Origin of the sequence: Pseudomonas vranovensis (assembly GCF_040438935.1) — a bacterium.
GTDB lineage: Bacteria > Pseudomonadota > Gammaproteobacteria > Pseudomonadales > Pseudomonadaceae > Aquipseudomonas > Aquipseudomonas vranovensis.
In genome coordinates this window covers 5,169,338-5,196,145 of sequence record NZ_CP159259.1, presented here as the reverse complement: position 1 = coordinate 5,196,145, position 26,808 = coordinate 5,169,338, and the positions used below count along the sequence as shown (strand labels likewise).

Here is a 26,808-nt window from a genome sequence, read left to right as displayed (position 1 = left end):
GGCGCAAATGGTAGTTAATCCCATTTGCCTTCTCAACCGAACTCACCGGGGAGGAGTTACCAGATGTTACCAGGCCTCAAGCGCGTGCCAGATCCGGCAGATCACCGGTCAAGCCCATGGCCTGGCGAACGAACAGTGCCTTGGCCTCGGGCAGTTGCTCCACCCATTTCAGACCACTGTTGCGCAACCAGCGCAACGGCAGCGGGTCAGCCTGGAACAGGCGCTCAAAACCTTCCATGGCTGCCATCAGTGCGAGGTTGTGTGGCATGCGACGGCGCTCGTAGCGGCTCAGCACACGTACGTCGGCCAACCGCTCGCCACGCTCATAGGCATGCTGCAGTTCCTCGGCCAGCACCGCGGCATCGAGAAAGCCCAGGTTGACGCCCTGCCCGGCCAGCGGATGGATAGTGTGGGCGGCATCGCCGATCAGGGCCAGGCCCTCGGCCACGTAACGCTTGGCATGACGCTGGCGCAACGGCACGCAGACCCGAGGGTCGGCCTGCAACACAGCGCCGAGTCGGCCTTCGAAGGCGCGCTCGAGTTCGGCACAGAAAGCTTCGTCGGGCAGGCCCATTAGGTGTTCGGCCTGCTCCGGCGTGGTCGACCAGACAATCGAGCACCAGTCTTGCTGGCCATCGCGCAGCAGCGGCAAGAAGGCCAGCGGACCGTCATCAGTGAAACGCTGCCAGGCCGTGGCCTGGTGCGGCTCGGCGCAGCGCACGCTGGTGACGATGGCATGATGCAGATAATCCCACTCGCGGGTTTCGCAACCGGTCAGGCGCCGCACTGCAGAGTTGGCACCATCGGCGGCGATGACCAGTGGCGCACGCAAGGTGCGGCCATCGGCGAGTGTCAGCAGCCACTCGTCACCCGAACGACGCATCTGCTCCAGGCGCGCGTTGGCCAGCAAACCGATCTCGCTGTCGTGCAGGCGTTCGAGCAATCCGTCCTGCACCACCCGGTTCTCGACAATGTGCCCCAGTACTTCGGCATGCACACTGGCGGCCGAAAAATGGATCTGGCCGGTGCCACTGCCATCCCATACACGCATGTCCGAGTAGGGGCTCAAGCGTCGGTCGCTGATGCCCTGCCAGGCCCCCACCCGCTCGAGGATGCGCTGGCTGGCCATCGACAGGGCGCTGACGCGCGGTTCGAAGGCAGACTGATCATCGAAGGGTTTGATCGACAGCGGGCTGCCATCAAGCAGGAGTATCTCCAGGCCGCTGTGCTGCAATGCCAGGGCCAGGGCGCTGCCGACCATACCGGCACCGACAATCAACAGATCTGCGCGCATTTCCATGCCTTAAGCCTGTCTCGCTTGCGGCTTGAGCCGCACATAAAGGGTTTTGTCGACCCGTGCCACCAGCTCGCCGGCAGCATCTCGGATATCGACCTGAAGTCGTGGCAGGTATTTCTTGCCGCCTGCGGTGTGTTCGCGAATATCGGTCAGCAAGTCGTCATCAATACACAGCTCGGCAAATACCGGGCCTTTGCCCGGTGAAATGAAGTCGATGCTGGCGGCCTTGTCCCAGACGATGTACTCGCGGCCCAGGAGTTCCATCAGCATCAGCATGTAGAACGGATCGACCATCGAATACAGGCTGCCGCCGAACTGGGTATGGACATAGTTGCGGTTGAACCAGTGCAAGCCCATGCGCACCTTCACCTGGCGCAGGTCAGGGCTGATGCTCTGCACGCGGATACCGGCGCCAATGTAGGGCGGGTACACATTCAGCAGCCAGCGCAGCATGCGCGCACGCCGTGCCAGTTTTCGCGAATCGCTCATGCTTAGCTCCGCGGGTCCGGACGAGTTCCCAGGCCCATGGCCTGACGGGCGAACCAGCGTTTGGCCGGCGGCAACAGATCAAGCCCCAGCAGCCCCAGGTTACGTCCGGCAGCCACCAACGGCTGCGCGCTGCCGAACAACCGGGTAACGCGGTCGGAGAAGCCCACCGTCAGGTCCTGGTCCAGACGCTGACGCTCGCGGTAAGCCTGCAGGGTGGCGAAATCACCGGGGACCGCCGGGCCTGCCAACAGCCCTTCAGCCAGCGACTGCACATCGCGCAGCGACAGGTTGAAGCCTTGCCCGGCGATCGGGTGCAGGCTGTGAGCGGCATTGCCCAGCACGACCAGGTGCGAGCGCACCTGCTCCTGTGCTTCAACCAGCGACAAGGGATACAAATGCCGCGCACCGACCTGGCGCAACGTGCCCAGGCGATAGCCAAACACGTCCTGCAACTCGGACAAGAAGCTGCGCTCGTCCAGCTCTGCCAGGCGCTTTGCGTCCATGCCGGCGCGGGTCCAGACCAACGCACAGCGGTTTTCCGGCAACGGCAGAAGGGCCATCGGGCCTTCATCGGTGAAGCGCTCGAACGCCTGCCCGCAATGGGCTTCGCTCGGGGTGATATTGGCGATCAGCGCGCTCTGGTTGTACGGGCGCTGGCTGACATGAATGCCCAGTTGTTCACGCAGACCGGAGCGGCCGCCATCGGCCAGGACTGCCAGGTCGCACTCAACGGTGGTGTCATCATCGAGCGACAGCCGATAGCCATCTTCGAGGGCCTGCATGGCCGTTACTTGCGCCGGGCAACGCCAACTGACCACGTCGGCATCCAGGCCTTTCCACAGGCACTGGCCGAGCCAGGCGTTCTCTACCACGTAACCCAGGGCCGGGACGCCCTCTTCCAGCGCATCGAGGCGTGTGGAGCCGAAGCGGCCACGGTCGGACACCTGGATCTGCCGGATCGGTTCGGCGCGGCGGCTGATCTGCTGCCAAAGGCCCAGGCGTTCGTAGATCTGGCGAGTACCAAAGGACAACGCCGAGGAGCGTGCGTCATAACTTGGCTGGTAGGTATCGCCCGGCGCGAAGGGTTCGATCAGCAGAATGCTCCAGCCACGCGCCTTGGCACCGGCCTGCAAGGCCAGGGCCAGGCTTGCGCCAACCAGGCCACCACCGATAATTGCCAGGTTTACTCGATTCATGCCGCGACACTACGCGCGGCAGCCATCAAGGCTTCGATTTCGGCGACCGCTTTCGGCACGCCGGAGGTCAGGATTTCACAGCCCTGCTTGGTTACCACTACGTCATCCTCGATACGTACACCAATGCCACGCCACTTCTTTGCAACACTCTGGTTGTCGGCACCGATGTAGATGCCCGGTTCCACGGTCAGGGCCATGCCGGGTTCAAGCACCCGCCACTGACCACCCACCTTGTATTCGCCGACATCATGTACATCCATGCCCAGCCAGTGCCCGGCGCGGTGCATATAGAAGGCCCGATAGGCCTCGCTCTCGATCAGTTCCTCGACCTTGCCCTTGAGCAGGCCAAGCTCCACCAGCCCTTCGGTGATCACCTGGACCGTAGCCTCATGGGCGTGGTTCCAGTGCTTGCCTGGGGCGATGACCGCGAATGCTGCTTCCTGAGCCTTGAGCACGAGCTCGTAGATTGCCTTCTGCTCCGGCGAAAACCGCCCGCTGACCGGGAAGGTGCGGGTGATGTCGCTGGCGTAGCAATCGATCTCGCACCCGGCATCGATCAACACCAGGTCGCCGTCCTTGAGCAGTGCATCGTTCTCCTGATAGTGAAGAATGCAACTGTTGCGTCCGGCAGCAACGATCGAACCATAGGCCGGCATCTTCGCCCCGCCCTTGCGAAACTCGTAGTCCAGCTCTGCCTCCAGGCTGTACTCGCGCAAGCCCGCGCGACAGGCCTGCATGGCCCGCACATGGGCGCGGGAGGAGATCTCGGCGGCCTCGCGCATCACTTTCACTTCAGTTGCCGATTTATACAGGCGCATGTCGTGAAGCAAATGATCCAGGGCAACGAATTCGTTCGGCGGCTGGGCACCGAGCCGGGCCTTGGAGCGGATCACGTTGATCCACTCCATCAGGTGGCGATCGAACTCGGGGTTGCTGCCCATGGCCGAATAGACCCGGTCGCGGCCTTCGATCAGGCCGGGCAGGATGTCGTCGATATCGGTAATGGGAAAGGCGTCATCGGCGCCGAAGTCGCGGATCGCGCCTTCCTGGCCCGCGCGCAGGCCATCCCAGAGTTCGCGCTCCGGATTGCGCTCGCGGCAGAACAGTACATATTCACCGTGCTCACGGCCGGGGATCAGGGCAATTACCGCTTCAGGCTCGGGAAAGCCGCTCAGGTACTGGAAATCGCTGTCCTGTCGATATACATGCTCAACGTCACGGTTGCGAATGGCAACTGCGGCGGCAGGCAATATGGCAATGCTGTTGGGCTCCATCTGCGCCATCAGCGCCTTGCGTCGACGGGCGTATTCCGACTTGGGGATATGGCTCATGGGCAGGTGGGCCCCTCTGTAGAATCAGTGCAGCGACGGTTTGGCTGCAGGCTCGACTGGCTTGGCCAGCTCCGTGTACAGCAGCAGGGGAGCGACGCGCAGGTACTCCATTACTTCCATATAGTCGTTTTCGCCGTCTTCGGATTCTTCCAGGGCGTCTTGCACCTGGGAAATAGCGACCAGGTCCTGCAGCACTTCCTTCGCCTCAGTGCTCAGTTCCTTGCCGCCGGCGTTCAGGCCGAATCCGGAAATGAACCCCTGGCACCATTGGCCCAGCGCGGCAGCACGATCGGTCAGGGGCAACTCGTCACCGGGCAACAACAGCACGACAGTGATATCGTCGCTAGTGAGTTCGCCCTTGACCATTTCCTGCAGGCCGATCAAAGCGTTACGAACGTTGTCAGAAGGTTCGACCTCGAGCAGCTGAGCGGCGTCAGCCAACCAGCCCTCGGCATCGAAGCCCGCCCCTGCACAGCTGCGCCCGAGCAACAGCCCGTGCAGTTCGGCAGGGGAAACAGGATGCCCATTGTTGTTGAGCAAGGTGGCGAAGGCGGTGTACGGCGAATTGGTATTGGGCATGGGCAACTAGGCGCCAGACGGCGCAATGACTAGAATGAAGACCTTGTATCCTAGCACCGGCAGGCGCGCCAAGACCATCGACGCGGCCAACTCGGGGCAGGCCGGGGCATAATCCGGGCAACCACCCGCCAGACCGAATCGAGTGGCAACCAATGCAAGAGAACGATCTGCAAACGCTGATGGGCCGATTCGAACTGCTGATTGAGCGAGTCGAGCAACTAAAACGGCAAAATGCACTCCTATTAGCTCAGGAAAAGTCCTGGCGCGAGGAGCGCGCCCACCTCATCGAAAAAAACGAAATCGCCCGGCGTAAGGTCGAATCGATGATTTCGCGGCTCAAGGCCCTGGAGCAAGACTCATGAGTTCAAGCAATAGCGTCACCGTTCAGATCCTCGACAAAGAGTATTCGATCATCTGCCCGCCCGAAGAGCGCAGCAACCTGGTCAGTGCAGCCCGCTACCTCGATGGCAAGATGCGCGAGATCCGCAGCAGCGGCAAGGTGATCGGCGCCGACCGTATCGCCGTGATGGCGGCGTTGAACATTACCCACGACCTGCTGCACAACCAGGAACGCCCCGAAGCACCCGCCGGTGGCGCGACCCGTGAACAGGTGCGTGACCTGCTCGATCGTGTCGACCAGGCGCTGACCGACGATGCGGATACAAAAACCAGTTGAGTTTCAGTATACTGGCGCCACTCCCTGGAGTGCTTGCCAGTCGGTCATGTCCCTGAGCCGATACGCACAACCACGGGGGTTGCACGTGGGGCCGGTGTGCATGTCCGCTTGACGGAAAGCCTTAACGCCTCCTGCAATCTCCACCTTGAACTTTCGGGTTCAAGGGCTACACCGACAGCGGTTCGTCGGGGAGCCTGAATTACCTCTGCTCGCGCCATCCAGCGGGCAATCGAGCTGTCACCCAAGCGTGACAGCCCTCTCTGGGAACGCCTGTGCCATGACCGACACCGCGCCGCTCACCCGCCCCCAGCTTCGCCGCCTACTACGTGATGCCCGTCGAGCCTTGAGCCCGGCCCAGCAACGTCAGGCCGCGCAAGGCCTGTATCGTCAACTGGCCCAGCACCCCCTCTTCCGCCGCGCCCGGCACATCGCCCTCTACCTGCCCAACGACTGCGAGATCGACCCGCGCCTGCTGCTGCGCGAAGCACAGCGTCGTGGCAAGCGTACTTATCTGCCGGTTCTGCACGCCTGGCCGAAGTGCAAAATGGTCTTCCAGCGTATCGAGCCCGGTGAAAAGCTGCGACCGAACCGCTTCCACATTCCGGAACCGCACATCAGCCTGGCTCGGCAGCGTCCGATCTGGGCGCTGGACCTGATCCTGCTACCGCTGGTGGGATTTGATGAAGTGGGAGGACGACTGGGCATGGGCGGTGGCTTCTATGATCGAAGCCTGGCCTATCAGGCACGCCGCAAGGCCTGGAAAAAGCCGTTGCTGCTGGGCCTGGCCCATGAGTGTCAGAAGGTCGAAAAGCTGGCCCAGGCCAGTTGGGATGTACCGTTGCAAGGCACGGTATCGGACCGTGCCTGGTACCTGGCGCCTTCCTGAAGGCGCCAGCAAGGCGATTAACGCTGTTGCGGATTGACCGGCATTTCGTAAGGGGCGTCGAGCTTGCGTTCCCAAAGGCTTTGCGCATAACCGGTAGTGACAACACCCAAACCGAACAGAAATACCAGAATCCAGAGCAAGTCCGGTTTGCGATTCATCGATTGCCCCCCTAAGGCAAACTGATCACGTTGTCAGCAACGTTTTTTAATGGTTGCAGCAGCGTCAAGCTTAAAATGGGCGCATTCTCCGACAACCTGCGGCAACACGCAAACCTTGACGCCAACCGACCGTCGGTTTGATAAAAGAGGTTATTACAAATTTTGTCAGGAGCAACATCCATGGCCTATTGGCTGATGAAATCCGAGCCAGATGAACTGTCGATCAAGGATCTGGCGCGCCTGAAAGAAGCGCGCTGGGACGGCGTTCGCAACTACCAGGCGCGTAACTTCTTGCGCAGCATGGCAGTGGGTGACCAGTTTTTCTTCTACCACTCCAGCTGCCCCGAGCCGGGTATCGCCGGCATTGCCCGCATCAGCGCGGCAGCCTACCCCGACCCGACCGCGCTGGATCCGCAAAGCCATTATTTCGACGCCAAGGCCAATGACGAGAAGAACCCTTGGAGCGCCGTCGATGTAGCCCACGTCGAAACCTTCAGCAAAGTCCTCGGTCTCGGTTACCTGAAACAGCAGGCCGCCCTGGCTGAACTGCCCCTGGTACAAAAAGGCAGCCGCCTGTCGGTGATGCCTGTTACCCCTGAACAATGGGCCGCAGTACTCGCTTTGCGTTAAACCGGGTAGGATTGCCGCACATTTGACGAACATCAACGCACCAGGACCGGTGCCGCGTCACAATCTGACGCGAATGCAGCAGGATGCAGACTGATGAGCCAACATACCCCGAAACTCTTCGCCGGCGCCTTGATCGCCTTGCTCTTGGCCGCTGGTGGCCTGGGCTACTGGAAGTCGTTGCATGATCGCCTGCCCGACGGCCTGAGCATGGGCAACGGCCGACTCGAAGCCACCGAAGTGCAGATTGCCAGCAAGATTCCCGGCCGCCTGGCCGAAGTGCTGGTCGACGAAGGCGACACAGTCGGCAAGGGCCAGTTGCTGGCACGTATCGATACCCGCACCCTCGAAGCGCAACGCAACCAGGCCGAGGCCGAAGTGCTGCGCGCCCAGGAAAACTACTCCGCCGCCCAGGCCAACGTGCAACTGCGCCAGAGCGAGCTGTTGCTGGCCAGCCAGGAACTCAAGCGGGTTCGGGAAATCTTCCAGCGCAAATACGCTAGCCAGCAGTTGCTCGATCAACAACAGGCTCGCTACGACACCGCCAATTCCGCCGTGGTTGCAGCACGCGCCCAGCTGGCCGCAATCAAGGCAGCCATCGGTGCTGCCCAAGCCCAGGTAGCCCAACTCACCAGCGAGATCGACGACGCCAGCCTGCGCGCCCCCATTGATGGCGTCATTCAGCTGCGCCTGGCCGAACCTGGCGAAGTACTCGGTGCCGGTGGTCGCGTGCTGATGCTGATCGACCCGAACGATCAGTACATGAACCTCTACCTGCCCGCGTCCACCACAGGTCGCCTGGCCGTAGGCGACCAGGCCCGCGTGGTGCTCGACGCCCTGCCGGAAAAAGCCCTGCCGGCCAAAATAACCTTTGTAGCTGCCAAGGCCCAGTTCACTCCCAAGCAGGTGGAAACCCGCGACGAGCGGCAAAAACTGGTGTTCCGGGTCAAGCTGCGCCTGACCGAGCCCAGCGCCGTGCCGCAAGCCAAGCCCGGCATGCCCGGGGCAGGTTATGTGCGCACCGCTGAAGTGGACTGGCCGGCCAATCTGCAATGAATGCGCTTGCGCTTCAAGCCGCGGGCATCAGCCACCGCTACGGCAAGCTGGATGCCCTGCTGGATATCACCTTCGACCTTCCCGCCGGCACCCGCTGCGGCCTGATCGGCCCGGACGGTGCTGGCAAGTCCAGCCTGCTCGGCCTGATCGCCGGGGTGAAAAAGCTGCAAGACGGCGAACTCTCGGTGCTGGGCGGCTCGATTCGCAAACGGCGCCATCGCAACAGCCTGTACCCACGCATCGCCTTCATGCCCCAGGGCCTGGGTGGCAACCTCTACCCTGAGCTTTCGATCAGCGAAAACATCCGCTTCTTTGCCACCCTGTTCGGACTGAGCACGGCCGAGTGCGAGCAGCGCATGCACGGCCTGCTGCTGGCAACCGACCTTGCGCGCTTTGCCGACCGCCCGGCGGGGAAACTATCGGGCGGCATGAAACAAAAGCTCGGTTTGTGTTGTGCCCTGATCCACGAGCCGGATCTGTTGATCCTCGACGAACCGACCACCGGGGTAGACCCGTTGTCACGTCGACGCTTCTGGGAGCTGGTCGAGCAGGTTCGCGAGGAGCGACCGCAACTCACGCTGCTGGTCGCCACCGCCTACATGGAAGAGGCCGAGCAATTCGAACACTGCCTGATGCTCGATCGCGGCAAGCTGATCGCCTCGGGCCTGAGCCAGACCCTTGCCAGCGTCACCCCCAGCGGCAAGCTGGATGATGCCTTCACCCACTTCCAGGGCGACAGCGCCCACAACGCACAACCCCTGCAAATCCCACCCCGGCCCGAAGGCGATGCCACCATTGCCATCGAAGCGCACGAACTGACCTTGCGCTTTGGCGACTTCACTGCGGTGAACAAGGTCAGCTTTGCCATCGGTCGCGGTGAAATCTTCGGCTTTCTCGGTTCCAACGGATGCGGCAAGACCACCACCATGAAAGTGCTCACCGGCCTGATGCCCGCCAGCGAAGGCAGCGCCACGTTGTTGGGCCGTCCGGTCGATGCCAAGGACCTGGCCACACGCAAGCGTGTCGGCTTCATGTCCCAGAGTTTCTCGCTGTATGGCGAACTCAGCGTGCGCCAGAACCTGGAGCTGCACGCGCGCCTGTTCGATCTGCCCAAGGCCGAAAGCGCGCCGCGCATCGCCGAACTGATCGAGCGCTTCGACCTGGGCGAAATCGCCGACCAGCAATCCGGCGCCCTGCCTTTGGGGTTGCGCCAGCGCCTGTCGCTGGCAGTGGCAGTGCTGCACCGGCCTGAAGTGCTGATCCTCGACGAACCGACATCAGGCGTCGACCCAGCTGCCCGCGACGACTTCTGGCGCTTGCTGATCGAATTATCGCGGGACCAGGGCGTGACTATCTTCCTGTCCACCCACTTCATGAACGAAGCCTTGCGCTGCGACCGCATCTCCCTGATGCACGCCGGCAAGGTGCTGGCCTGTGACACCCCCGCCGCCCTGCAACAGCAGTTTGCCGGCGCCACGCTGGAAGACGCTTTCGTCACCTGTCTTGAGCACGCACAAGGCGCGAGCAGTACGCCCGACACAACCACCCCGCTCGAAACCCCACCTGGCGCAGTGCCCTCAGCGCTGCGCCAGGGCTTCAGCATCAAGCGCCTGTTCGCCGTGGCCACCCGCGAAGGCAAGGAACTGCTGCGCGACAAAGTGCGCCTGGCGTTCGCCCTGGCAGGTGCATTGTTCATGATGGTGATTTTCGGCTACGGCATTTCACTGGACGTCGAGAACCTCGCCTTCGCCGTCTACGACCAGGATCAAAGCCCGCAAAGCCGGGCCTACCTGGAGGCGTTCCGCGGCTCGCGCTACTTTGAAGAGCAACCACCTATTCGCGACTCGGCACAATTGCACAAGCGCCTGCAGCGCTCGGAAATCAAACTGGCCCTGGAGATTCCCCCCGGCTTTGGCCGCGACCTGCACGCAGGGCGGCAACCGGTGGTAGCCGCCTGGCTCGATGGCGGCATGCCGTTTCGCGCCGAGACCAGCCGCAACTATGTCGAGGCCGTGCATCAGGCCAACCTTGAACAACTCGCCGCCCTGAGCAGCAACGCCGTGCCCGGACAATCCCCGGTACGCCTGGAAACCCGCTTTCGCTACAACCAGGACGTGGTCAGCGTCAACGCCATCGGCCCCGGGGTCATGGCGCTGATCCTGGCGTTCATTCCGGCCATGCTCACGGCCCTGGGCATCGTGCGCGAAAAAGAGCTCGGGTCGATCACCAACTTCTACGCAACACCCTTGACCCGCCTGGAGTTCCTGCTCGGCAAGCAAGCGCCATACCTGGCGATCAGCCTGGTCAACCTGGCGTTACTGGTGGCCATGAACCGCTGGTTGTTCGGCGTGCCGTTCAAAGGCAGTGCCCTGACCCTGGCCCTGGGCGGGTTCCTGTACCTGCTGGCGACCACCAGCCTGGGCTTGCTGATCTCGGCGTTCACCCGCACCCAGATCGCCGCGATTCTCGGCACCATGATCATCACCAGCCTGCCGACCATCCAGTTCTCCGGCCTGATCGTCCCGCGCTCGTCGCTCGACGGCTCGGCGGCGCTGATGGGGCAGCTCTTTCCGGCCGGCTACTTTCTCGACATCGCCGTCGGCACCTTCACCAAGGCCCTGAGCCTACGTGAGCTGTGGCCACAGTGCCTGGCACTGCTGGGGTTCTTCCTCGGCTTTACCGGCTTGAGCCTGGCTATGCTCAAGAAGCAGGAGGCCTGATGCATCGATTGGCACACACTCTGCGCCTGGGCCTCAAGGAGCTGACCAGCCTGCGCCACGACAGCGTACTGCTGCTGTTTCTGCTCTATGCCTTCAGCGTGGCGATCTATATGCCAGCGGCCGGCTCGATCATCGGCGTACACAACGCCAGTGTTGCCGTCGTGGACGAAGATCACAGCCAGCTTTCCCGCAAGCTTGCCGAGGCACTTCAGCCTCCGGAGTTCCAACCGGCCGCAACCCTGGCCTACGACCAGCTCGACAACGCCATGGACAGTGGCCTGTACACCTTCGTGATCAACGTCCCGGTGAATTTCCAGACTGACCTGCTGGCAGGGCGTTCCCCGGAGTTGCAGGTCAATGTCGACGCCACGGCAATGAGCCAGGCCTTCATGGGCGCCGGGTACATCGGGCGGATTTTCGAACGCGAGCTACTCGACTATGCCAACCAGGGTTCAGCCACCAGCAACACCCCGGCGCTGATCAGTCCCCGAGCACTGTTCAACCCAAACCTGGAAGGCGGCTGGTTCCTGGCAGTGATCCAGATCGTCAACAACATCACCATCCTGGCCATAGTCCTGACCGGCACGGCGCTACTGCGCGAACGCGAACACGGCACACTCGATCACCTGCTGGTGCTGCCGCTGACGGCGCTGGAAATCATGCTGGCGAAGATCGGCAGCAACGCCCTGGTGGTGGTGCTGTGTACCTGGGTGTCGTTGGAGGTGGTGGTAAAAGGTGCCCTGGGCGTGCCGCTGGCAGGGTCCCTGGGGTTGTTCCTGGCGGTCACGGCGCTCTATCTGTTTGCCAGCACGTCGCTAGGCATCTTCCTCGCCACACTGGCCCGCTCGACCCCGCAGTTCGGCCTGCTGGCCATTCCGGTGATCATCCCCATGCTGTTGCTGTCGGGTGGCAGCACACCGCTGGACAGCATGCCGCAATGGCTGCAATGGGTCATGCAGCTCTCGCCTTCGACCCACTTCGTCAGCCTGAGCGCCGCCATTTTGTTCCGTGACGCCGGACTGAGCGTAGTCTGGCCCGACATACTGGCCCTGGCCGCCATCGGCCTGGCGTTTTTCGCAGTTGCCCTGGGACGCTTCCGCCGCAGCCTGACGTCCTAGACCTGAAGCGGCCTACTGGACGATCAGGTTGTTGAACAGCAGGTCATCCACCAGCGGCTTGCCTTCTTCGGTCTCGAGCACCTGTTGAACCTGCTTCAAAGCTTCCTGGCGCAGCTTTTCCTTGGACTCGACATTGCTCAGGCTTTCCAGGTTCTGCTGGGTGAACAGTGCCACCAACTGGTTGCGGATCAATGGCTCGTGGTGGCGCACCGCAGCGGCCGCCGCATCACTGTTGACCCGCAGGGCCACGTCAGCCTTGTACACGCGCAGCTTCGGGCTGCCATCAAGGGCGTAGTTGCCGACAAAGGGTGGGCTCAGCGAGATGTAGGAGACCTTCGGCACTCCTTCCTTGGCTTCTTCGGCCATGGCCACCATCGGCAGCATCAGGGCCAGTACCATCAAGATCCACGCTTTCACGAATTCGCTCCTCAAACAGTTGGCGCCAGCATACCCAGCGCACCGGTCAATCCCAAGCCCGGGCTTATGCCGGCCTATCAGGGCGGGCCATGCTCGTTGACCCGGCAACTGACCCACCTACACTTATCGGCCACTACGCGCAAAGGAATAGTCCCGATGAAAGCAGTGTTGTGCAAAACCCTCGGCCCGGCGCAGAACCTGGTCCTGGAAGAGGTTGCCAGTCCCGTCCCGAAGAAGAACGAAATCCTGTTGGATGTGCATGCGGCCGGGGTCAACTTTCCCGACACCCTGATCATCGAGGGCAAGTACCAGTTCCAACCGCCGCTGCCTTTCTCTCCGGGAGGCGAAGCCGCGGGGGTAGTCAGTGCGGTGGGCGAAAAAGTCAGCGATCTCAAGGTTGGTGACCGGGTCATGGCCCTCACGGGCTGGGGCAGTTTTGCCGAGCAGGTGGCGGTACCGGCCTACAACGTGCTGCCCATTCCGCCTCAGATGAACTTCACCCAGGCCGCCGCCTTCGGCATGACCTACGGCACCTCGATGCATGCCTTGCAGCAGCGCGGTCAGCTCCAGGCCGGCGAAACCTTGCTGGTGCTGGGTGCCTCGGGGGGTGTGGGACTTGCGGCAGTGGAGATCGGCAAGGCCATGGGCGCGCGAGTCATTGCAGCAGCGAGCAGCGCCGAGAAGCTTGCCGTGGCCAAGGCAGCAGGTGCCGATGAGCTGATCAACTACAGCGAGCACAGCCTCAAGGACGAAATCAAACGCCTGACCGGGGGCAACGGCGCCGATGTGATCTACGACCCGGTCGGCGGCGACCTGTTCGACCAGGCGGTGCGTGGTATTGCCTGGAGCGGCCGCTTGCTGGTGGTGGGCTTTGCCAGCGGCCGCATCCCCGAGCTGCCGGTGAACCTGGCACTGCTCAAGGGAGCGGCGGTGATCGGCGTGTTCTGGGGTGCGTTTGCCCAGCGCCAGCCTGCAGACAATGCGGCGAACTTCAAGCAACTGTTTGCCTGGTTCGCCGAGGGCAAACTCAAGCCGCTGGTATCGCAGACCTTTCCGTTGGCCGAAGCCGGGGCTGCCATCGATACGCTGGGCCAGCGCCGGGCCGTCGGCAAGCTGGTCGTCACCACTCGCTGACCCGTGGCCTTCCAGCGGCGTTACAGCCGCTGGATCAGGCGTTCACGCAAGGCGGCCGGCCAGACATCGACAAGGTCGACACCTGGGTAGGTCTCGCACTTCTTCATGATGCCGGGAAGTGCCTTCTGGAAGGACTCGGCGGTGGCCCGCGACTCTTTGTAGCTGGTGACACCATCGACGTTGAAGCTCGACATCATGCGAACCGATACCAGCGTGGTTTCCATGTCGTCGAGCGACCGGGTCGGATCATCCTTGCGGTACAGCGCCACTTCCTCGTTGAACTGCTTGCAGGTCTTGAGCACCAAGCCGGCGCGCTCATAGATGTCCCACCACTCTTTCTTGTCGTTCAGACGAAAATGCAGATCGTTGCGCACATCGAGAAATGCCGGGTTCTCTTTGGAGACAGTCCAGGGTTTGAAGCGCCATTGGCGAACGGCTTCCAGGGCAGCATTGGCAAAGGCGGGTTCACTGCTTCGAATGACCTTCACATCAGTGACCGTACCATCGGCCATGACCCGAAAACCGACTTTGACGGAACCGGTAATAGTCGCCTTGCGCATCTCGGCGGGATAGACCGGAACGACCTTCTTTTCAAACTCCAGCCCTACATCCGCCTGCGCTATTCCTGCTGCCATCAATAGCAAAACCGCAAACCATTTCATCCTTGATCCTAGCCTGTCCGAAAAATACGAAAGGCGCGATAGTAGCGTGCCAGAGCCCTCCAGACGAAGTAACAATTCTCATTATCTTGTATGGAGGGCTTGCCCCGCGATCCCGATCCGTCAGTCACAACCGCTTGAACCGGGCCTCCAGATTGCGATCAGGCATGGCATGGCTGCGCAGGGCATTGAGCGTTTGTTCGACATAGTCGCGGGTACTGCCATAACGCCCCTTGGCGTTGGCGAAAACCATGCTGAGCAAGTTGTCTGGCAAGTTGCCGGCGTAACACGGCAGGTGTCGCTCCAGCACAAAGCCCAGGGCCTGGACCTTGGTACCGTCATCAAGGCGGCAATTGAGCCAGTGCGGCCGATACGCCGGGTAGGGCATTTCACGCTGCCACAGGGCCAGCAGGGACTCTTCAAGGCAGTCGTCTGGCAAGCGGTAGGCGAAACCACTGCAGGAACCGCCACGGTCCAAGCCGAAGACCAGGCCCGGGCACTCCGGGGTGCCCCGATGCGCGTGGGACCACAAGTAAAGACCCCGATGGTAACCATGTACCCTGGCGCGCCGACGCTCGGCTGCATTGCATTCCGGGCGCCAGATCAGCGACCCATAGGCAAACAACCAGACCGGACCACCCTGGTGACGGGACATGGTGTGATGAACCGAAAGTCTAAGTTGCTCCTGGGACAGTTGCTGTCCAAAGTCGAGCAACGGAGGATAGGCCACATTCAAAGATGCAGTTTCGATCGCCGACATAGCTGCCGCCAGAATTCCTCGTGAACTACTGGAGTGAGTCACGTTAAACGAATACGTTATCCGCGTACTTACCGTACAGCAGATTGCGAATTCAACACACGCCTCACTTCGCCCCGGAAGCGCCCTGCAATAGGGCTTTGAGCTAACAACCGGGTGTTGTTTCAAGTGTAGCGAACGTTATTTGCATTGCCGGCAATAATTATCAGCCTTCTGCCGGACATCAACAACGGCGGCTATTAAATCCGGCACGCTATTGCCGCGCGCCTTATTCCTTCATTCAACCGCGCGGCGCATAAGCGAATACATCGGCGCGCATCTGGTGAGCGTCCATTCCCGCGTCAACCAGCGCATCGAGGGTGGCATAGATCATATTGGGCGAGCCGCTGGCATAAACATGCACACCCGCCAGATCGCTCAAATCTTCACAAACCGCCTCATGCAGCATCCCGCAGCGCCCTTCCCAGCCACACAGGTCACTGACGACCTTGTGCAGGAACAGGTTGGGCAAGCGCTCCCATTCGTCCCAGTGCTCGATCTCGTAGAAATCTTCAGGACGGCGAACCCCCCAATAGAGATGGACCGGGTGCTTGAAGCCCTGGGCCCGGCAATGCTCGAGCAGGCTGTGCATCTGTGCCATGCCGGTACCAGCAGCGATCAACACCAGCGGCCCCTCGGGCAGTTCGGCAAGGTGGGTATCGCCAAACGGCATCTCGATCCGTGCCATGCGCGTACGCTGCAATTGCTCGATCAGCTGTTGGGCGCTGTTCTCGCGGGCCAGCACATGCATTTCCAGATCGCGCCCACGATGGGGCGCCGAGGCCAGTGAGAAGGCGGCCTTGTCACCGCCTTCGCGTTCGATCATCAGGTACTGCCCAGCGTGGTAGCGCGGCGGCTTGCCGGCAGGCGCACGCAGGCGCACACGCCAGACGTCGCCACCGACCTCGACGCACTCACTCAGCTGACAGGCCAGTGTCCTTACCGGCAACTCGCCCAGGGCGAGCACGCCATCCCACAACAAGACGCAATCCTCCAGTGGCTCGGCGATACAGGTGAACAGCTCACCGTGATCGCGCACCTGGCCCTCTTGGCGCACCCGGCCTTCAACCAGCAACGCGGCACAGACATGGCAGTTGCCATTGCGACAGCTCTGCGGGCAGTCATAGCCGAGTCGGCGCGCCGCATCCAGAATCCTTTCCCCGGGCTTGAGTGCCAACACGGCCCCGGACGGCTGCAAGGTTACCTGCATTTAGTCTATTCCCAACTGGTTCCACAGCTCATCGATCCGCCGGGTGACAGCTTCATCCTTGACGATGACCCGTCCCCATTCACGGGTGGTTTCACCTGCCCATTTATGGGTGGCATCCAGCCCCATCTTCGACCCCAGGCCCGAGATCGGCGAGGCGAAGTCCAGGTAGTCGATCGGGGTGTTGTCGATCATCACCGTATCGCGCTTGGGGTCCATGCGCGTGGTGATGGCCCAGATCACATCATTCCAGTCGCGGGCATTGATGTCGTCGTCGGTGACGATAACGAATTTGGTGTACATGAACTGTCGCAAAAACGACCAGACACCGAGCATGACGCGCTTGGCGTGCCCCGGATACTGCTTCTTCATGGTCACTACCGCCATGCGGTAGGAGCAGCCTTCAGGCGGCAGGTAGAAGTCGGTGATCTCCGGGAACTGCTTTTGCAGGATCGGCACGAACACTTCGTTCAACGCCACACCGAGAATCGCCGGCTCATCAGGTGGACGGCCAGTGTAGGTGCTGTGGTAGATAGGCTTTTGTCGATGGGTGATGCGCTCGACCGTAAACACCGGGAAGCTGTCGACTTCATTGTAGTAGCCGGTATGGTCGCCGTACGGACCTTCCGGGGCCATCTCGCCTGGGTGAATCACCCCTTCGAGGATGATTTCGGCGGTGGCCGGCACTTGCAGATCGTTGCCACGGCATTTGACCAGCTCGGTCCGGTTACCGCGCAGTAGCCCGGCGAAGGCATACTCCGACAGGGAGTCGGGCACCGGCGTCACTGCACCAAGGATGGTGGCCGGGTCCGCCCCCAGGGCCACGGAGACCGGGAACGGCTGGCCCGGGTGTTTCTCGCACCATTCGCGATAGTCCAGGGCGCCGCCCCGGTGGCTGAGCCAGCGCATGATGACCTTGTTGCGGCCAATCACCTGCTGACGGTAGATGCCCAGGTTCTGGCGGTCCTTGTTCGGCCCGCGGGTCACCGTGAGGCCCCAGGTAATCAGCGGCGCCACATCACCCGGCCAGCAATGCTGCACCGGCAGCATGCCCAGATCGACATCGTCGCCTTCGATGATGACGTCATGGCAGGCCGCATCCTTGACCACCTTCGGCGCCATAGACACGACTTTCTTGAAGATGGGCAGTTTCGACCAGGCATCCTTGAGGCCTTTGGGCGGCTCAGGTTCCTTGAGGAAGGCCAGCAGCTTGCCGATCTCGCGCAGCTCACTGACCGACTCGGCGCCCATGCCCATGGCCACCCGCTCCGGGGTGCCGAACAAGTTGCCCAGCACTGGAATGTCGAAGCCCGTTGGCTTCTCGAACAGCAGGGCCGGGCCTTTGGCGCGCAGGGTGCGGTCGCAGACTTCGGTCATTTCCAGAACTGGAGAGATCGGAACCTGGATGCGCTTGAGTTCGCCGCGCTGTTCCAGGCCACGGATAAAGTCGCGCAAATCGCGATACTGCATGCAAAAGCCTCGTATTCGCCGTACCGGTCGGGGTGCAAAGTGTATCGCCTAACCCGGCCGGCCAGAATAGCCAAAGTACAGATAGCAAAAAGCCGGGTTGCCCCGGCTCTTGCGTACCGCAACTGTTTTACTTGCGCTTCATCGACAAGAAGAACTCGTCGTTGGTCTTGGTCTGCTTGAGCTTGTCGATCAGGAACTCGATAGCGGCAACTTCATCCATCGGGTGCAGCAGCTTGCGCAGGATCCACATGCGCTGCAGTTCGTCGTCAGCGGTCAGCAGCTCTTCGCGACGGGTACCCGAACGGTTGATGTTGATGGCCGGGAAGACGCGCTTCTCGGCGATCTTGCGGTCCAGAGGCAGCTCCATGTTGCCGGTGCCCTTGAACTCCTCGTAGATCACTTCGTCCATCTTCGAGCCGGTTTCAACCAGCGCGGTGGCGATGATGGTCAGCGAGCCGCCCTCTTCGATGTTACGCGCGGCACCGAAGAAACGCTTCGGCTTCTCCAGGGCGTGGGCATCGACACCACCGGTCAGGACCTTGCCGGAGCTCGGGATCACGGTGTTGTAGGCACGGGCCAGACGGGTGATCGAGTCGAGCAGGATGACCACGTCTTTCTTGTGCTCAACCAGGCGCTTGGCCTTCTCGATGACCATTTCGGCAACCTGCACGTGGCGGGTTGGTGGCTCGTCGAAGGTGGAGGCGACCACTTCGCCGCGCACGGTGCGCTGCATTTCGGTCACTTCTTCCGGGCGCTCGTCGATCAGCAGAACGATCAGGTGGCACTCGGGGTTGTTACGGGTGATGTTCGCCGCGATGTTCTGCAGCATGATGGTCTTGCCCGCTTTTGGCGGGGCGACGATCAGGCCGCGCTGGCCTTTGCCGATCGGGGCGCAGAGGTCGATAACACGGCCGGTGAGGTCTTCGGTGGAGCCGTTGCCGGCTTCCATCTTCAGGCGCTCGTTGGGGAACAGCGGCGTCAGGTTTTCGAACAGGATCTTGTTCTTCGCGTTTTCCGGCCGGTCGAAGTTGATGGTATCGACTTTCAGCAGGGCGAAGTAACGCTCGCCTTCTTTTGGCGGGCGGATCTTGCCGACGATGGTGTCGCCGGTACGCAGGTTGAAGCGACGGATCTGGCTTGGCGATACATAGATATCGTCCGGGCCGGCCAGGTAAGAGGCATCAGCCGAACGCAGGAAGCCGAAGCCGTCCTGGAGAATCTCCAGCACGCCGTCACCGGAGATTTCCTCGCCGCTTTTCGCATGCTTTTTCAACAGGGAGAAAATCACATCTTGCTTGCGCGAACGGGCCATATTTTCTATGCCCATCTGTTCGGCCATTTCGAGCAGATCGGTAATCGGCTTTTGCTTGAGTTCAGTCAGGTTCATAAGGGGAGTGACGTAATCATGTAAGAAGGGGGAATTAAGCTTCTGGCTTAATGAAGCCGCGCCGCAGAGATGGCGACAGGATCGCGTACTGATTCGAATTAGGGATGCGTCGGCGACGGCGTGCAGAGGGCACCGAAGAAACAGTGCGAGGCCGAATGTAACACCTGCATTTTCTGGCGTCTAGTCACCAGATAAAGAAAAGCCCCGACGAATGCGGGGCTTTTTTGACTCAGATATTGGCGTCCAGGAAGGCTGCCAGCTGAGACTTGGACAGTGCGCCGACCTTGGTGGCCTCGACGTTGCCGTTCTTGAACAGCATCAGCGTCGGGATGCCACGCACGCCGTGCTTGGCCGGGGTTTCCTGGTTTTCGTCGATGTTCAGCTTGGCGACGGTCAGTTTGCCCTGGTAGGTAGTGGCGATGTCGTCCAGAACCGGAGCGATCATTTTGCATGGGCCGCACCATTCAGCCCAGTAGTCGACCAGCACCGGGCCTTCAGCCTTCAGTACGTCGGCTTCGAAGCTGGCGTCGGTGACGTGTTTGATAAGATCGCTGCTCATGGAAGTCTCCAAGGTCGTAAGCAAAAAAAACGTGGCCCATCATAGCCGCACCGGCGACGGACAGGAAGTCGCGGACGATTGAGTGTAACTATAGTTGTGCATGACGGTTCATATCGACCCTGTCACAGGAAGGTCATATTTCCTGTTCCACCTGCCCCATATCAAGCCTTGATACGCTGCGCGTTGGCGTCAGCCGTGGATCGTGGCAGGATTGCCGGGTTATCGACCGAGACCCCATGACCATGCCGCAAACCACAGCCAAGAATCTGTCCTTGATCGCTGCTATAGACCTGGGCTCCAACAGTTTCCACATGGTGGTAGCCAAGGCCCACCATACCGAGATCCGCATCCTCGAGCGCCTCGGGGAGAAGGTTCAGCTGGCCGCCGGTATCAACGAGGAGCGCCAGCTCAACGAAGAGTCCATGCAGCGCGGCCTGGACTGCCTCAAGCGTTTCGCCCAACTGATCAGTGGCATGCCTGACGGCGCAGTTCGAATCGTCGGCACCAACGCCCTGCGCGAAGCGCGCAACCGCGGCGAATTCATCCGCCGCGCCGAAGCGATCCTGGGGCACCCGGTAGAAGTGATCTCCGGGCGTGAAGAGGCCCGCCTGATCTACCTGGGCGTGTCCCACACCCTGGCCGACACCCCCGGCAAACGCCTGGTCGCCGACATCGGCGGTGGCAGTACCGAATTCATCATTGGCCAGCGCTTCGAGCCACTGCTGCGCGAAAGCCTGCAGATGGGCTGCGTCAGCTACACCCAGCGCTATTTCCGCGACGGCAAGATCACCCCGGCACGCTACGCCCAGGCCTACACCGCGGCACGCCTGGAGCTGATGAGCATCGAAAACGCCCTGCACCGCCTGACCTGGGATGAGGCCATCGGCTCTTCCGGGACCATCCGCGCCATTGGCCTGGCGCTCAAGTCCGGCGGCATGGGCAATGGCGAAGTCAACGCCGAAGGCCTGGCCTGGCTCAAGCGCAAGCTGTTCAAACTGGGTGAAACCGACAAGATCGACTTCGAGGGCGTCAAGCCGGACCGCCGGGCGATCTTCCCCGCGGGCCTGGCTATCATGGAGGCGATTTTCGACGCCCTGGAGCTGCAGCGCATGGACCACTGCGACGGCGCCCTGCGCGAAGGCGTGCTCTATGACCTGCTAGGCCGTCATCACCATGAAGACGTGCGCGAGCGCACCCTGAGCTCGCTGATGGAGCGCTACCACGTCGACCAGGGGCAAGCAGCCCGGGTCGAACGCAAGGCCCTGCACGCCTTCGACCAGGTGGCCAAGGCCTGGGACCTGGAAGACGGGATCTGGCGCGAACTGCTCGGCTGGGCCGCCAAGGTGCATGAAGTGGGCCTGGATATCGCCCACTACCATTACCACAAGCACGGCGCCTACCTGATCGAGCACTCGGATCTGGCCGGTTTTTCCCGGGAAGACCAGCAGATGCTCGCGCTGCTGGTGCGCGGTCACCGTCGCAATATCCCCAAGGACAAGTTCGCCGAGTTCGGTGATGAAGGCGTCAAGCTGATACGCCTGTGCGTGCTGCTGCGCTTTGCGATCCTCTTCCACCACATCCGCGGCACCCAGCAAATGCCGAAAGTTACGCTGCATGCGGCCGGTGAAAGCCTGGACGTGGAATTTCCGGCAGGCTGGCTTGAACAGAACCAGCTGACCCAGGCCGACTTCGGCCTGGAGGCTGAGTGGCTGACCCGGGTCGGCTTCGTCCTCAGCGTACGCTGAGGACCGGGTTGCTCAGGCGTTCCAGCAAGGTCGCCTGGGCACTGCGAGGGTTCTGGTTGCCGGTCGGTGTGCTACGCACGTAGCGGCCGTCCGGCTGCAGGATCCAGGCGTGGGTATTGTCGGTCAGGTACCCTTCCAGTTCCTTTTTCACCCGCAGGATCAACTTCTTGCCCTCGACCGGGAAGCAGGTCTCGACGCGTTTGTCGAGGTTGCGCTCCATCCAGTCCGCGCTCGACAGGAACATCTGCTCCTCGCCACCGTTGAGGAAGTAGAACACCCGGGTGTGCTCCAGGAAGCGGCCGATGATCGAGCGCACATGGATGTTGTGCGATACCCCGGCAATCCCCGGACGCAGGCAGCACATACCGCGCACGACCAGATCGATACGCACACCCGACTGACTGGCCTTGTACAGCGCGCGAATGATCTTCGGATCGGTCAGCGAGTTGAACTTGGCGATGATGTGCGCAGGCTTGCCGTCGAGGGCAAACTGGGTTTCTCGCGCGATCATGTCGAGCATGCCCTTCTTCAGGGTGAACGGCGCATGCAGCAGCTTTTTCATGCGCAGGGTCTTGCCCATGCCAATCAACTGGCTGAACAGTTTGCCGACGTCTTCGCACAAGGCATCGTCGGAGGTCAGCAGGCTGTAGTCGGTATACAGGCGGGCGTTACCGGCGTGATAGTTACCGGTACCCAGGTGCGCGTAGCGAACGATCTCGCCGGCCTCGCGACGCAGGATCAGCATCATCTTGGCGTGGGTCTTGAAACCCACCACACCGTAGATCACTACCGCACCGGCAGCCTGCAGCCGGCTGGCCATCTGCAGGTTGGACTCTTCGTCGAAGCGCGCACGCAATTCGATCACCGCAGTGACCTCCTTGCCGTTACGCGCCGCGTCGACCAGCGCGTCGACGATCTCCGAGTTGGCACCGCTGCGGTACAGGGTCTGGCGCACGGCCAGGACGTGCGGGTCCTTGGCGGCCTGGCGCAGCAGATCGACCACCGGGGTGAACGACTCGAAGGGGTGCATGAGCAGGATGTCCTGCTTGCCGACCACGCTGAAAATGTTCTCGGCGTTCTGCAGCAGCTTGGGGATGGCTGGCGTGAACGGGGTGTACTGCAATTCGGGATGGCTATCCAGGCTGGTAATGCTGAACAACCGGGTCAGGTTGACCGGGCCGTTGACCTGGTAAAGCTCGCTTTCGCTAAGGCTGAACTGCTTGAGCAGGTAGTCCGACAGATGCTTGGGGCAGGTGTCGGCCACTTCCAGGCGCACCGCATCGCCATAACGGCGCGAGAACAGCTCACCGCGCAGGGCCCGGGCGAGGTCCTCGACATCCTCGGAGTCCAGCGCCAGGTCGGCGTTACGGGTCAGGCGGAACTGGTAGCACCCCTTGACCTTCATGCCCTGGAACAGGTCATCGGCGTGCGCATGGATCATCGACGACAGGAACACATAGTTGTCGCCAGTGCCGCCCACATCCTCCGGCACCTTGATCACCCGCGGCAACAAGCGCGGAGCGGGAATGATCGCCAGGCCCGAATCGCGGCCGAAGGCATCCACACCCTCAAGCTCGACGATGAAGTTCAGGCTCTTGTTCACCAGCAACGGGAACGGGTGCGTCGGGTCAAGGCCGATCGGGGTAATGATCGGCGCGATCTCGTCACGGAAGAAGCGTCGCACCCAGGTTTTGATCTTGGTGTTCCAGTGACGACGGCGAATGAAGCGAATCTGGTGTTTTTCCAGTTCCGGCAACAGCACGTCGTTGAGGATCGCGTATTGGCGATCCACTTCGCTGTGTACCACTTCGCTGATTCGTGCCAGGGCCTGGTGCGGCTGCAGGCCATCGGCTCCGGCCTGTTCACGTGCGAAGGTGATCTGCTTCTTCAGGCCCGCCACACGAATCTCGAAGAACTCATCCAGGTTGCTGGAGAAGATCAGCAGAAACTTCAACCGCTCCAGCAATGGATAGCTCTCATCCAGTGCCTGCTCAAGCACGCGGATGTTGAACTGAAGCTGGGACAGCTCGCGGTGAATGTACAGGCTGCTGTCATCCAGGCCAGGGATAGCGATGGCCGGCGCCGCGGGTGCCGGGGCAGGCGTAGGCGCCTCGACCTCGGCCACAGGCAGCGCAGCAGGCTCAGGCGGGGTTTCGAGCAGTTGCTCGGGCACGGGCTGGGCTTGCTTCATGTCGACATCACTCAGTACTTCGTTATTCATCTGGCGTTCCTGAAGGGCGTTACTGCCCTCTCATCAATTGAGCAGCGCGAACAGCGAAATAGGTCAGGATGCCATCAGCTCCTGCCCGTTTGAAGGCCGTAAGGGATTCAAGGATCACCCCTTCACTGAGCCAGCCGTTCTGGATCGCGGCCATGTGCATGGCGTACTCGCCACTGACCTGATAGACAAAGGTCGGGACCTTGAATTCATCTTTGGCCCGATAAAGGATGTCCAGGTACGGCATACCTGGCTTGACCATGACCATATCGGCGCCCTCGGCCAGGTCTGCAGCCACTTCATGCAGGGCTTCGTTGCTGTTGGCCGGGTCCATCTGGTAGGAGGCTTTGTTGGCCTTGCCCAGGTTCAGGGCCGAGCCGACCGCGTCGCGGAACGGGCCGTAATAGGCGCTGGCGTACTTGGCCGAGTACGCCATGATACGCACGTTGACGTGACCGGCCAGCTCCAGGGCTTCACGGATGGCCTGGATGCGGCCGTCCATCATGTCCGAAGGAGCCACCACCTGGGCGCCAGCTTCAGCATGAGACAGCGCCTGACGCACCAGCGCGTCGACGGTAATGTCGTTCTGTACGTAGCCTTCCTCGTCGAGGATACCGTCCTGGCCGTGAGTGGTGAACGGGTCGAGGGCGACGTCGGTGATCACACCCAGCTCAGGGAATCGCTCACGCAGGGCACGGGTGGCGCGCTGGGCGATACCGTCCGGATTCCAGGCTTCGGCGCCGTCCAGCGACTTCTTCTCGGTCGGCGTGACCGGGAACAGCGCCAGGGCCGGAATACCCAGGTTCACCCACTCTTGCGCAGCTTCCAGCAGCAGGTCGATGCTCAGACGCTCGACACCCGGCATCGAGGCAACTTCTTCGCGGCGGTTCTCGCCATCCAGCACAAACACCGGCAGGATCAGGTCATCGACAGTCAGTACGTTTTCGCGAACCAGACGACGGGAAAAATCGTCACGACGGTTGCGACGCAGACGAGTGGCAGGAAACAAACGGTTAGCGGGGGTAAAGCTCACGGCAGACTCCTGAGCCCGCGCAGGCGGGCGGGCGCGACAGTTATAAGCGGCCATTATGACGCTTGAATGACAGCCTGGGACAACCCTGCGACTTGAGGACGCAGTCATTGTCCTTGTAGGAAATGTTAACGTCGAGACACATTTGGATACTTTCCCCAACGGCCACGAAGGGTTAGGCTGCGCGTTCATTTCGCCAGCACCCAGAAAATGCTCCAACAATTCCTGCAGGATTTTGGCTACTTTGCCCTTTTTCTCGGCACGTTTTTCGAAGGTGAGACCATCCTGGTTCTCGCAGGCTTCCTTGCGTTCCGCGGATACATGGATATCAACATGGTGGTCCTGGTGGCCTTCTTCGGCAGCTATGCCGGGGACCAGCTCTGGTACTTCATGGGGCGCAAGCATGGGCGCAAGTTGCTGGCACGTAAACCGCGCTGGCAGTTGATGGGTGACCGCGCCCTGGAGCACATTCGCCGCCACCCGGATATCTGGGTGTTGAGCTTCCGCTTTGTGTACGGCTTGCGGACCGTGATGCCGGTGGCCATCGGCCTGTCGGGCTACCCGCCGCGTCGCTACCTGTTGCTCAATGGTATTGGCGCCGCTGTATGGGCCCTGGCCCTTGGCGCCGCTGCCTACCACTTCGGCGCCATTCTCGAAGGCATGCTGGGCAACGTCAAAAAGTACGAGCTATGGGTGCTCGGCGGCCTGCTGGCCCTCGGCGGCTGCCTGTGGCTGCGTCGACGCTTCCGTGCTGCGCGCGTTGCCCGCAAGGAAGCGGCTGCCATACAGGCCGAGCAAACTGATCAGGCTGTAGGCAAGCAGCCCGACCCAGACCAGGGCAGTGACCGGCCATAAGCCGGTGATCCCGGCCAGCAGCATGGCCGGGATGTTCAACCCCAGCCGCGCCAGCTCCAGCCGGAACGCCCAGGGCCGGTTCTCCAGTGCAGTGCCGAAGACGAACAAGCCGAACGCCATCACCCCCCACCCCAGCACCAGGGAGGCCACCGAAAGCCTGTCGGCGTGCTCCATCAAGTAGCTGCCCAAGCCCACATACACCGCGAACTGCAGCGTCACATACAGCTGCTGCGACCAGCCGAGCGGCACTTCGAATTTGCGAAAGCGGCTCAGGTCCTGCTTGGCCTGCGGGAAGCGCCGCGCCACGTCCTCCGGACGCCAGCCGGTGGGCATGAACCAGATCCGCAACTTGTCCCGCCAGCGCTCGGCATGACGGGCGTCGTGCCACAACTGGGCATAGAACTGCAGGTTGGCCCACAACGGATTCCAGCTCGCCAGGGGCGTGGTGACACCGAAAATGACTGGCTCGTTTTCGTCTTCCTCCTGAAAGGTGCCAAACAGCCGGTCCCACACAATGAACACTCCGCCGTAGTTGCGATCCAAATACAAAGGATTCTGCGCATGGTGGACACGATGATTGGACGGAGTGATGAACAGCCACTCGAACCAACCCAGTTTGGGAATGTGCCGGGTGTGTACCCAGAACTGGTACAGCAGGTTCAGCGCCGCGACGGTGATGAACACCAGCGGCGGCACGCCCACGACCGCCAGCGGCAAGTAAAAGATCCACGACAGCAAGAAGCCGCTACTGGTCTGACGCAGGGCGGTGGACAGGTTGTAGTCCTCGCTCTGGTGATGCACCGAATGCGCAGCCCACAGAATGTTGCGCTCGTGCCCGAAGCGGTGCAGCCAGTAGTAGCACAGGTCATACAGCACAAAGGCAAGCACCCAGACCCACACCCCATCCCCCGGCAACGAAAACAGCGCCAGGTGCTCCCAGGCCAGCGCGTAGGTGACCAACCCTACCCCTTTGGTCAGCAGCCCTGTGGTAGTCGACAACACTCCGGTGCTGAGGCTGTTGATGGCGTCGGCGAGGCGATAGGTACGCATCCCGCGCAGGCGATCGGCGAGCAACTCGACCACAATCAGGACAAAGAAGAACGGTACCGCCAACAGGATCAGATCCATGGGTCATCCATCTCCAGGCTATTGCATAAGATTAGGCCCGGAATGCCTCAGACCCTATGGCGACATCTGC

25 protein-coding genes, 1 other RNA gene and 1 pseudogene are annotated in these 26,808 nt (G+C 61.5%); 11 read left to right on the top strand and 16 right to left on the bottom strand.

The annotated features are described in order from the left end of the window. Window positions 1-76: 76 nt before the first annotated feature. Genes ABVN19_RS24020 through ABVN19_RS24000 form a run of 5 tightly spaced genes read right to left on the bottom strand, consistent with a single transcriptional unit; the run spans window position 77 to window position 4,892 of the window. Window positions 77-1,294: a 2-octaprenyl-3-methyl-6-methoxy-1,4-benzoquinol hydroxylase gene (locus tag ABVN19_RS24020; RefSeq protein ID WP_167332094.1), complete on the bottom strand. Its 1,218-nt coding sequence runs from the start codon at window positions 1,292-1,294 to the stop codon at window positions 77-79. Window positions 1,295-1,303: 9 nt separating this feature from the next. Next, entirely contained in the window at window positions 1,304-1,786 is a 483-nt protein-coding gene (locus ABVN19_RS24015; protein ID WP_028942364.1) for a DUF4442 domain-containing protein, read from the bottom strand. 2 nt (window positions 1,787-1,788) lie between these two features. Beyond that, the gene (ubiH, locus tag ABVN19_RS24010) at window positions 1,789-2,982 is read right to left on the bottom strand and encodes a 2-octaprenyl-6-methoxyphenyl hydroxylase (protein ID WP_028942365.1); all 1,194 of its coding nucleotides are present in this window, start codon (window positions 2,980-2,982) and stop codon (window positions 1,789-1,791) included. Continuing rightward, window positions 2,979-4,313, bottom strand: coding sequence for a Xaa-Pro aminopeptidase (gene pepP, locus ABVN19_RS24005; RefSeq protein ID WP_028942366.1), 1,335 nt, complete (start codon window positions 4,311-4,313; stop codon window positions 2,979-2,981). The genes ubiH and pepP overlap by 4 nt, the downstream gene beginning before the upstream one ends. Before the next feature lie 24 nt (window positions 4,314-4,337). Further along, window positions 4,338-4,892: a YecA family protein gene (locus ABVN19_RS24000; protein WP_028942367.1), complete on the bottom strand. Its 555-nt coding sequence runs from the start codon at window positions 4,890-4,892 to the stop codon at window positions 4,338-4,340. Window positions 4,893-5,044: 152 nt separating this feature from the next. Between ABVN19_RS24000 and ABVN19_RS23995 the strand changes: the two genes are divergently transcribed. From ABVN19_RS23995 to ABVN19_RS23980, 4 genes are all read left to right on the top strand, one after another. After that, window positions 5,045-5,254, top strand: coding sequence for a TIGR02449 family protein (locus ABVN19_RS23995; RefSeq protein ID WP_028942368.1), 210 nt, complete (start codon window positions 5,045-5,047; stop codon window positions 5,252-5,254). Then, on the top strand, window positions 5,251-5,568 hold the full coding sequence (locus ABVN19_RS23990) for a cell division protein ZapA (RefSeq protein WP_028942369.1): 318 nt from the start codon (window positions 5,251-5,253) through the stop codon (window positions 5,566-5,568). Before ABVN19_RS23995 ends, ABVN19_RS23990 begins: the two co-directional genes overlap by 4 nt. Window positions 5,569-5,586: 18 nt before the next feature. Further along, window positions 5,587-5,764: non-coding RNA, 6S RNA (gene ssrS, locus ABVN19_RS23985), on the top strand. 81 nt (window positions 5,765-5,845) lie between these two features. Then, window positions 5,846-6,454, top strand: coding sequence for a 5-formyltetrahydrofolate cyclo-ligase (locus tag ABVN19_RS23980; RefSeq protein WP_105641400.1), 609 nt, complete (start codon window positions 5,846-5,848; stop codon window positions 6,452-6,454). Window positions 6,455-6,471: 17 nt separating this feature from the next. On the opposite strand, the gene ABVN19_RS23975 is transcribed toward ABVN19_RS23980, so the two are convergent. Beyond that, complete coding sequence (locus ABVN19_RS23975) at window positions 6,472-6,612, bottom strand: hypothetical protein (RefSeq protein WP_165392175.1); 141 nt, start codon at window positions 6,610-6,612, stop codon at window positions 6,472-6,474. Window positions 6,613-6,792: 180 nt separating this feature from the next. Between ABVN19_RS23975 and ABVN19_RS23970 the strand changes: the two genes are divergently transcribed. The 4 genes from ABVN19_RS23970 to ABVN19_RS23955 all read left to right on the top strand — a co-directional run bounded on the left by ABVN19_RS23970 (window position 6,793) and on the right by ABVN19_RS23955 (window position 12,133). After that, complete coding sequence (locus tag ABVN19_RS23970) at window positions 6,793-7,242, top strand: EVE domain-containing protein (RefSeq protein ID WP_028942371.1); 450 nt, start codon at window positions 6,793-6,795, stop codon at window positions 7,240-7,242. A 93-nt stretch (window positions 7,243-7,335) separates the two neighbouring features. After that, window positions 7,336-8,295 (top strand): HlyD family efflux transporter periplasmic adaptor subunit, encoded by a 960-nt coding sequence (locus ABVN19_RS23965; RefSeq protein WP_105641399.1) that lies wholly within the window; start codon window positions 7,336-7,338, stop codon window positions 8,293-8,295. Beyond that, on the top strand, window positions 8,292-11,015 hold the full coding sequence (gene rbbA / locus ABVN19_RS23960) for a ribosome-associated ATPase/putative transporter RbbA (protein ID WP_028942373.1): 2,724 nt from the start codon (window positions 8,292-8,294) through the stop codon (window positions 11,013-11,015). Before ABVN19_RS23965 ends, rbbA begins: the two co-directional genes overlap by 4 nt. Next, on the top strand, window positions 11,015-12,133 hold the full coding sequence (locus tag ABVN19_RS23955; protein WP_028942374.1) for an ABC transporter permease: 1,119 nt from the start codon (window positions 11,015-11,017) through the stop codon (window positions 12,131-12,133). The genes rbbA and ABVN19_RS23955 overlap by 1 nt, the downstream gene beginning before the upstream one ends. A 12-nt stretch (window positions 12,134-12,145) precedes the next feature. On the opposite strand, the gene ABVN19_RS23950 is transcribed toward ABVN19_RS23955, so the two are convergent. Further along, window positions 12,146-12,550 carry a flagellar basal body-associated protein FliL gene (locus tag ABVN19_RS23950; protein WP_028942375.1) on the bottom strand — a complete coding sequence of 135 codons (405 nt, stop codon included), beginning with the start codon at window positions 12,548-12,550 and terminating at the stop codon, window positions 12,146-12,148. Between the two features lie 156 nt (window positions 12,551-12,706). On the opposite strand from ABVN19_RS23950, the gene ABVN19_RS23945 reads away from it, so the two are divergent. Then, the gene (locus tag ABVN19_RS23945) at window positions 12,707-13,684 is read left to right on the top strand and encodes an NADPH:quinone oxidoreductase family protein (protein WP_105641398.1); all 978 of its coding nucleotides are present in this window, start codon (window positions 12,707-12,709) and stop codon (window positions 13,682-13,684) included. Window positions 13,685-13,704: 20 nt separating this feature from the next. Here the strand turns inward: ABVN19_RS23945 and ABVN19_RS23940 are convergent, their stop codons facing one another. The 6 genes from ABVN19_RS23940 to trxA form a co-directional block, all read right to left on the bottom strand. Then, complete coding sequence (locus ABVN19_RS23940) at window positions 13,705-14,319, bottom strand: energy transducer TonB (RefSeq protein ID WP_158259220.1); 615 nt, start codon at window positions 14,317-14,319, stop codon at window positions 13,705-13,707. Window positions 14,320-14,470: 151 nt separating this feature from the next. Further along, window positions 14,471-15,103 (bottom strand): gamma-glutamylcyclotransferase, encoded by a 633-nt coding sequence (locus tag ABVN19_RS23935; RefSeq protein WP_105641396.1) that lies wholly within the window; start codon window positions 15,101-15,103, stop codon window positions 14,471-14,473. Window positions 15,104-15,380: 277 nt separating this feature from the next. Beyond that, window positions 15,381-16,349: a CDP-6-deoxy-delta-3,4-glucoseen reductase gene (locus ABVN19_RS23930; protein ID WP_028942378.1), complete on the bottom strand. Its 969-nt coding sequence runs from the start codon at window positions 16,347-16,349 to the stop codon at window positions 15,381-15,383. Continuing rightward, window positions 16,350-17,816, bottom strand: coding sequence for a 4-hydroxy-3-polyprenylbenzoate decarboxylase (ubiD, locus tag ABVN19_RS23925; RefSeq protein ID WP_028942379.1), 1,467 nt, complete (start codon window positions 17,814-17,816; stop codon window positions 16,350-16,352). A gap of 127 nt (window positions 17,817-17,943) precedes the next feature. Further along, a complete protein-coding gene (rho, locus tag ABVN19_RS23920; RefSeq protein WP_028942380.1) occupies window positions 17,944-19,203 on the bottom strand; it encodes a transcription termination factor Rho in 1,260 nt (419 codons plus the stop codon). Between the two features lie 229 nt (window positions 19,204-19,432). Next, complete coding sequence (trxA, locus tag ABVN19_RS23915) at window positions 19,433-19,762, bottom strand: thioredoxin TrxA (protein ID WP_028942381.1); 330 nt, start codon at window positions 19,760-19,762, stop codon at window positions 19,433-19,435. A 242-nt stretch (window positions 19,763-20,004) separates the two neighbouring features. Between trxA and ppx the strand changes: the two genes are divergently transcribed. Continuing rightward, window positions 20,005-21,507, top strand: coding sequence for an exopolyphosphatase (ppx, locus tag ABVN19_RS23910; protein WP_028942382.1), 1,503 nt, complete (start codon window positions 20,005-20,007; stop codon window positions 21,505-21,507). Here the strand turns inward: ppx and ppk1 are convergent. Further along, a complete protein-coding gene (gene ppk1, locus ABVN19_RS23905; RefSeq protein ID WP_028942383.1) occupies window positions 21,494-23,728 on the bottom strand; it encodes a polyphosphate kinase 1 in 2,235 nt (744 codons plus the stop codon). The two genes, ppx and ppk1, sit on opposite strands and share 14 nt — an antisense overlap. A 19-nt stretch (window positions 23,729-23,747) precedes the next feature. Beyond that, window positions 23,748-24,758, bottom strand: coding sequence for a porphobilinogen synthase (hemB, locus tag ABVN19_RS23900; protein WP_105641395.1), 1,011 nt, complete (start codon window positions 24,756-24,758; stop codon window positions 23,748-23,750). Between the two features lie 207 nt (window positions 24,759-24,965). Here hemB and ABVN19_RS23895 point away from each other — a divergent pair, with 207 nt between their 5' ends. Further along, on the top strand, window positions 24,966-25,610 hold the full coding sequence (locus tag ABVN19_RS23895) for a DedA family protein (RefSeq protein ID WP_028942385.1): 645 nt from the start codon (window positions 24,966-24,968) through the stop codon (window positions 25,608-25,610). 501 nt (window positions 25,611-26,111) lie between these two features. Here ABVN19_RS23895 and ABVN19_RS23890 read toward each other — a convergent pair. After that, window positions 26,112-26,660, bottom strand: a pseudogene (locus ABVN19_RS23890) (sterol desaturase family protein); the annotation flags it as partial. Between the last annotated feature and the right edge of the window lie 148 nt (window positions 26,661-26,808).